At 71.4% G+C, this 5,628-nt stretch carries 4 protein-coding genes; 2 read left to right on the forward strand and 2 right to left on the reverse strand.

Features of this window, described 5'->3' with window-relative positions; translation table 11 throughout:
• Window positions 1-30: 30 nt before the first annotated feature.
• The gene (gene kdpA / locus QL985_RS11685; protein WP_059281273.1) at window positions 31-1,707 is read right to left on the reverse strand and encodes a potassium-transporting ATPase subunit KdpA; all 1,677 of its coding nucleotides are present in this window, start codon (window positions 1,705-1,707) and stop codon (window positions 31-33) included.
• Window positions 1,707-1,796, reverse strand: coding sequence for a potassium-transporting ATPase subunit F (locus tag QL985_RS11690; protein WP_065118165.1), 90 nt, complete (start codon window positions 1,794-1,796; stop codon window positions 1,707-1,709). The genes kdpA and QL985_RS11690 overlap by 1 nt, the downstream gene beginning before the upstream one ends.
• 525 nt (window positions 1,797-2,321) lie before the next feature.
• Here QL985_RS11690 and QL985_RS11695 point away from each other — a divergent pair.
• Entirely contained in the window at window positions 2,322-3,341 is a 1,020-nt protein-coding gene (locus QL985_RS11695) for an NADP-dependent oxidoreductase (protein WP_059281272.1), read from the forward strand.
• Between the two features lie 160 nt (window positions 3,342-3,501).
• A partial coding sequence (locus tag QL985_RS11700) for a bifunctional anthranilate synthase component I family protein/class IV aminotransferase (RefSeq protein ID WP_290147933.1) occupies window positions 3,502-5,628 on the forward strand: 2,127 nt, incomplete at its 3' end.

Below are 5,628 nucleotides of genomic sequence, written 5' to 3' on the forward strand. Positions count from 1 at the left end.
CCTCGGGGCGTGCTTCGGTGACGGTGGTGCTCATGACTGCATCAGACCTTCTGCCAGGGGACCCAGCGTGAGAACGGGGAAGAACACGAGGGCGGTCACCAGGACCGCGGTGCCCGCGGTGAGCCCCACGAACAGGGGCCGGTGCGTGGGCAGGGTGCCCGCGGTCGCGGGGACCTTCTCCTGCGCCGCGAGGGAGCCGGCCAGGGCCAGCACCAGGGCGATCGGGATGAACCGGCCGAAGAGCATGGCCACGCCGATCGCGGCGGTGAGCCACGGGGTGTCCGCGGTGAGGCCCGCGAACGCCGAGCCGTTGTTGTTGGCGCCGGACGCGAACGCGTAGAGCACCTCGGAGAGCCCGTGGGGGCCGGTGTTGGTCAGGGACTCGTTCTCGATGCTGTCCCGCAGCGCGGGGATCCCGAAGCTCAGGCCCACCCCGGCGAGCACCAGCACGGGCATCACCAGGATGTAGAGGCTCGCGAGCTTCATCTCGCGCGGGCCGATCTTCTTGCCCAGGTACTCGGGGGTGCGCCCCACCAGCAGCCCGGCCACGAACACGGCGATCACCGCGATCACGAGCATCCCGTAGAGCCCGGAGCCCACACCGCCGGGGGCCACCTCGCCCAGGAGCATGTTGAGCATGGGGACCATCCCGCCCAGGGCGGTGTAGGAGTCGTGCATGGAGTTCACCGCACCCGTGGAGGTCAGCGTGGTGGTGGCCGCGAAGATCACGGACTGGGGAATGCCGAAGCGGGCCTCCTTGCCCTCCATGGGGCCACCCGCGAGCTCGGGTGCGGTGCCCTGCCCGGCGGACTCGAACACCGCGAGCGCGAACAGCGAGGCCAGGTACAGCACGCCCATGACCGCGAGGATCGCGTACCCCTGGCGGTTGTCCCCCACCAGGCGCCCGAACGTGCGGGGCAGGGCGAACGGGATCACCAGGATCAGGAAGCACTCGAAGAGGCTGGTCCACCCGGTGGGGTTCTCGAACGGGTGGGAGGCGTTGGCGTTGTAGAAGCCGCCGCCGTTGGTGCCCAGCTCCTTGATGACCTCCTGGGAGGCCACCGGCCCGCCCGGGATGGACTGGGTGCCGCCGGCCACGGTGGTGACGTCCGTGAAGCCGTCGAAGTTCTGCACCACACCGCCCGCGATCAGCGCCAGTGCGCCCAGCACCGACAGCGGCAGCAGCACGCGCACCGTGGTGCGGGTGAGGTCCACCCAGAAGTTGCCGATGGTGCCGCTGCGCCGGTACGCGAAGCCGCGCACCAGGGCCACCGCCACCGCGATGCCCGTGGCGGCGGAGACGAAGTTCTGCACCGCCAGGCCCGCGAACTGCACGGTGTACGCGAGGTTCTCACCCGAGTACGCCTGCCAGTTGGTGTTGGTCACGAAGGAGATGGCCGTGTTGAACGCGACCCCCGGCTCCGGGTTGTCCGCGCCCGTGGAGAACGGCAGCCACTTCTGGGTGCGCTGCAGCAGGTACAGCAGCAGCACGCCCGCCAGGGAGAAGTACAGCACCGCGCGCAGGTACGCCTGCCAGGACTGCTCCTGGTCCGCGGCCACGCCGGTCAGCCTGTAGAGGACCCGCTCCGGGGCCCAGTGCGTGCGGGTTTGGAAGACCCACGCCATGTAGTCGCCCAGGGGCCGGTAGGCCAGCGCGAGAGCCAGCACCAGCGTGCCCGCCGAGGCGAGGAAGGGAACCCACTCCATCAGAAGCTCTCCGGGTTCACCAGGGCGAAGACCAGGTACGCGATCGCCGCGACGCCCAGCACGAACGCGATGCCGCTGAGCACGATCACAGCTTGTCCACCGCCTTGCCCACCATCACCACGACCATGAACAGGGCGACCACGCCCAGGACGTACACGACATCAAGCACTGCTGGCTCCGATCGGAGATCACCGGCCGCAGGACCACGGCCGCCGCACCCTCCCTGGGTGCAGAACCTCAGTAGACGCCCGCCCCCACCGCCGGGGGAGGCCCCCTCACGGAACCCATACGCGCACCCTGCGGATCCTCACGGTTTCCTCACACCCGGGCGCTCGGGGCGCTGCTGCGCGAGGGGGAGCCGGATGCCGTGGGACGCGCTGGAAGGGCAGCGCGTGCGGGAGCCGGTCGGGTGGTGTCGTTGCCGGAGGTGGGGCGGACACGGGTGACGACGACGCCCGCTCGCCTCCCACCGTCCGTCTCCTGAGCGTGGCGCACCGCACATCCTGGGCCGGTTAGGAGACACAAGTTACCGATCGGTTATTCCCGCATTCCGCGCCGTCCGCTCCACGCGAATTGTTGCTGCGGAAAGCGATCGAGCGTGCCACGATACAGACATGGCTAACAACGATTCCACCAGCACTCAGATCCAGCTCGTCTCCCGGCCCGAGGGGTGGCCGGAGCACGAGAACTTCCGCACCGTCACCGTTGACCTGCCCGAGCTCGAGGACGGCCAGGTGCGCGTGCGCAACGAGTTCATGTCCGTGGACCCGTACATGCGCGGTCGCATGCGGGACGAGAAGAGCTACATCCCGCCGTTCGCCCTGAACGAGACCATGACCGGCGGGGCCATCGGCCGCGTGGTCGAGTCCCGCGCCGAGGAGCTCCCGGAGGGCACCCCCGTGCTGCACCAGTACGGCTGGCGCGACCTCGCCCAGGGCTCCGCGGACGAGTTCACCAAGGTCGAGGAACTTCCGAACGCGGAGCTGTCCGTGTACCTGGGCGTCCTGGGCATGACTGGGATGACCGCCTACACCGGGCTCACCCGCATTGCCGGGCTGAAGGAGGGGGACCGCGTGTTCGTCTCCGGTGCCGCGGGGGCGGTGGGCTCCACCGCAGGGCAGATCGCCAAGCTGCTGGGCGCCTCCTACGTGATCGGCTCGGCCGGCTCGGACGAGAAGGCACAGATGCTCACCGAGAAGTACGGCTTCGACAAGGTGCTCAACTACAAGGACGCCCCCATCCGTGAGCAGCTCGCGCAGGCCGTGGGCGAGGACGGCGTGGACGTCTACTACGACAACGTGGGCGGCGACCACCTGGAGGCCGCACTGGACGTGCTCAACCGTCACGGACGCGTGGCCGTGTGCGGCGCGATCAGCCAGTACAACTCCACCGAGCGTCCCTGCGGCCCGGACAACATGGGGAACATCATCAAGAACTCCCTCATGCTGGAGGGCTTCACCATGGGCGACCACACGGACATCGCCCAGGAGTACCGCCAGCGGATGGGCGAGTGGTTCACCTCCGGCAAGGTCACCCACGACGAGACCGTGGTGGAGGGCCTGGACCACGCCGTGGACGCGTTCCTGGACATGATGAAGGGCGCGAACAAGGGCAAGATGGTCGTCAAGATCTGAGCACCGCGCGGCGCGGGCGGCCATGCGGATCTCCGGGCCCGCAGTCGTGCCCCGGGACGGCGACGCCGTCCCCGCCCCGTCCAACGAGCCGCCCCGCGCACGCCTGCGGGGCGGTTCGTTCGTATCATGGGCTCGGCCAGCCCTGCCCCGAGAGGAACCCGTGCCCCGCACCGCCCTGCCGCACCGTGTGAGTCCCGTGCAGATGCTGCGTGCGCTGCGCGATGAACCCGGGCTCGCGGCGCTGTTCGGGGACTGGCTTCACGGGGATGCGGTCATCGGTATCCGGCCCACACGTGTATTGGGTGCGGATGAGGACCCGTTCGCCGCGCTGGGCGCCGCGGACGATGACGCCGCCCTCACCGCCGAAGACCCCGCCCGGTTCGACGGCGGGTGGATCGGCTACCTGGGCTACCAGCTCTCGCGCCGGTTGGAGACCCTCCCGCCCGCGCCTCCGCGCTCCGGTGCCCTGCCGGAGCACCATCTGGCTCACTACGACCACGTCCTGGTGCACGACGCCGCCGCGGACCGCTGGTACTGCGAGTCCCTCCCCGGCACGGATCCGGGCCGGGTGCGGCGGACCGTCGCGCTCGTGGAGCGGGCGCTCGCGGGCGGCCCCGCGGCGTCGCCCGCCGGAGAGGCTCCCGCCTCGCGGCCGTACCGCTGCGAGCCGTTCGAGGCCGCCGTGACCGGCGCGGCCCACGCCGAGGCCGTGCGGCGCGCGCTGGCGCACATCCGGGACGGGGACATCTTCCAGGCGAACATCTGCCGCGAGCTCACGGCGGCATTCGACGGCGATGCGCTGGACCTGTTCTGCGCCGGGTACGAGCGGTTGCGGTCGCGTTTCGCCGCGTTCCTGCGCGTGCCGGGCGGCGCGGTGGCCAGCTTCTCGCCCGAGCTCTACCTGCGCCGCACCGGCCGCGCCGTGCTGACCTCCCCGATCAAGGGCACGGCGCCCGCGGACTCGGACCCCCGCGAGCTGCACGCCTCCGCCAAGAACCGCGCGGAGAACGTGATGATCGTGGACCTCATGCGCAACGACCTCTCCCGCGCGTGCGTCTCCGGCTCCGTCCTGAGCCCCGCCGTGCCGCGCGTGGAGCCGCACACGGGCGTCCACCACCTGGTCGCGGACGTCCACGGAACGCTGCGTCCCGGGCTCGACGACGCCGCCCTGCTGCGCTCCACGTTCCCGCCCGGCTCGTGCACGGGGGCGCCCAAGATCAGGGCCACCGAGATCATCAACGAGCTCGAGACCACCGCGCGGGGCGTCTACACCGGGGGCATCGGGTGTGTGAGCCCGGTGGCGGGTCTGGCGGTGAACGTGGCCATCCGGACCTTCGAGTTCTCCGGTGGGGCCGTGCGGCTGGGCGTGGGTGGCGGGATCGTCGCGGACTCGGACCCGGGCGGGGAGGCGTTCGAGACCCTCGTGAAGGCCGCCCCGCTGCTGGATGCGGTGGGTGCCCGGTTCGGGGAGGAGCTGACCCGCGAGTGGCGGGAGCACGCGGAGTCCTCGGAGGTGGCGACCCCGGCGTGCGTGGGCGGTGCCTCCCAGTGCGGCGAATTCACCGGGCGAGCGGGCGCGGGAAACCCGGGCGGGGCGGCGTCGTCGGGCCGGGCACCCGTCCTGCGGGACGCGCCTGTTCTCCGCGCGAGCCCCGATCCTGCTCCGGGCGTGTTCACCACGATGCTCGTCCGTGACGGGCGGCCGGAGCAGCTGGCGGAGCACCTGGCCCGGCTCCAGAGCAGCGTTCGTGCATGCTTCTCCTGTGACCTGCCTGGCGGGCTCGAGGAGCGGATCATCCGGTGCGCCGCCGCCCTGGAGGGCCGGCACCGGATGCGGGTCACGGCGGTTCCGGAGGCCGGGAGTCTGCGCATCGAGATGACCCGAGCCCCGCTCGATCCGCCCGACGTGGCCCCTCCCGTGGAGCCGTGGGTGCTGCGCCCGGTGGTGGTGCCCGGCGGGTGGGGGTGCCACAAGTGGGCGGACCGCGGCGCCCTGGACGCGGCACCCGGCCCGTGGTCCCCGGTGTGCGACCCGCTGCTGGTGGACGAGGACGGCACGGTGCTGGAGACCGGGCGGGCCAATGTGTTCGTGGTGCGCGGCGGCGTGGTCACCACCCCGCCCGCTGACGGCAGGATCCTGCCCGGGGTGATGCGCGCCCGGGTGATCGCGGCGCTGCGGTCCGCCGGGTACGAGGTCCGCGAACGGGCCATCGCACTCGCGGACCTCGCTGAGGTGTCGGAGGTGTTCGTGACCAATGCCCTGCGCGGCGCCCGTCCGGTGGGGGAG

The organism is Kocuria sp. APC 4018 (assembly GCF_030407675.1).
Lineage (GTDB): Bacteria > Actinomycetota > Actinomycetes > Actinomycetales > Micrococcaceae > Kocuria > Kocuria rhizophila.

Bases quoted from the DNA above. Each gene is read 5' to 3' on its own strand.
- kdpA (WP_059281273.1), bottom strand. From the start codon at position 1,707: ATGGAGTGGGTTCCCTTCCTCGCCTCGGCGGGCACGCTGGTGCTGGCT.
- QL985_RS11695 (WP_059281272.1), top strand. From the start codon at position 2,322: ATGGCTAACAACGATTCCACCAGCACTCAGATCCAGCTCGTCTCCCGG.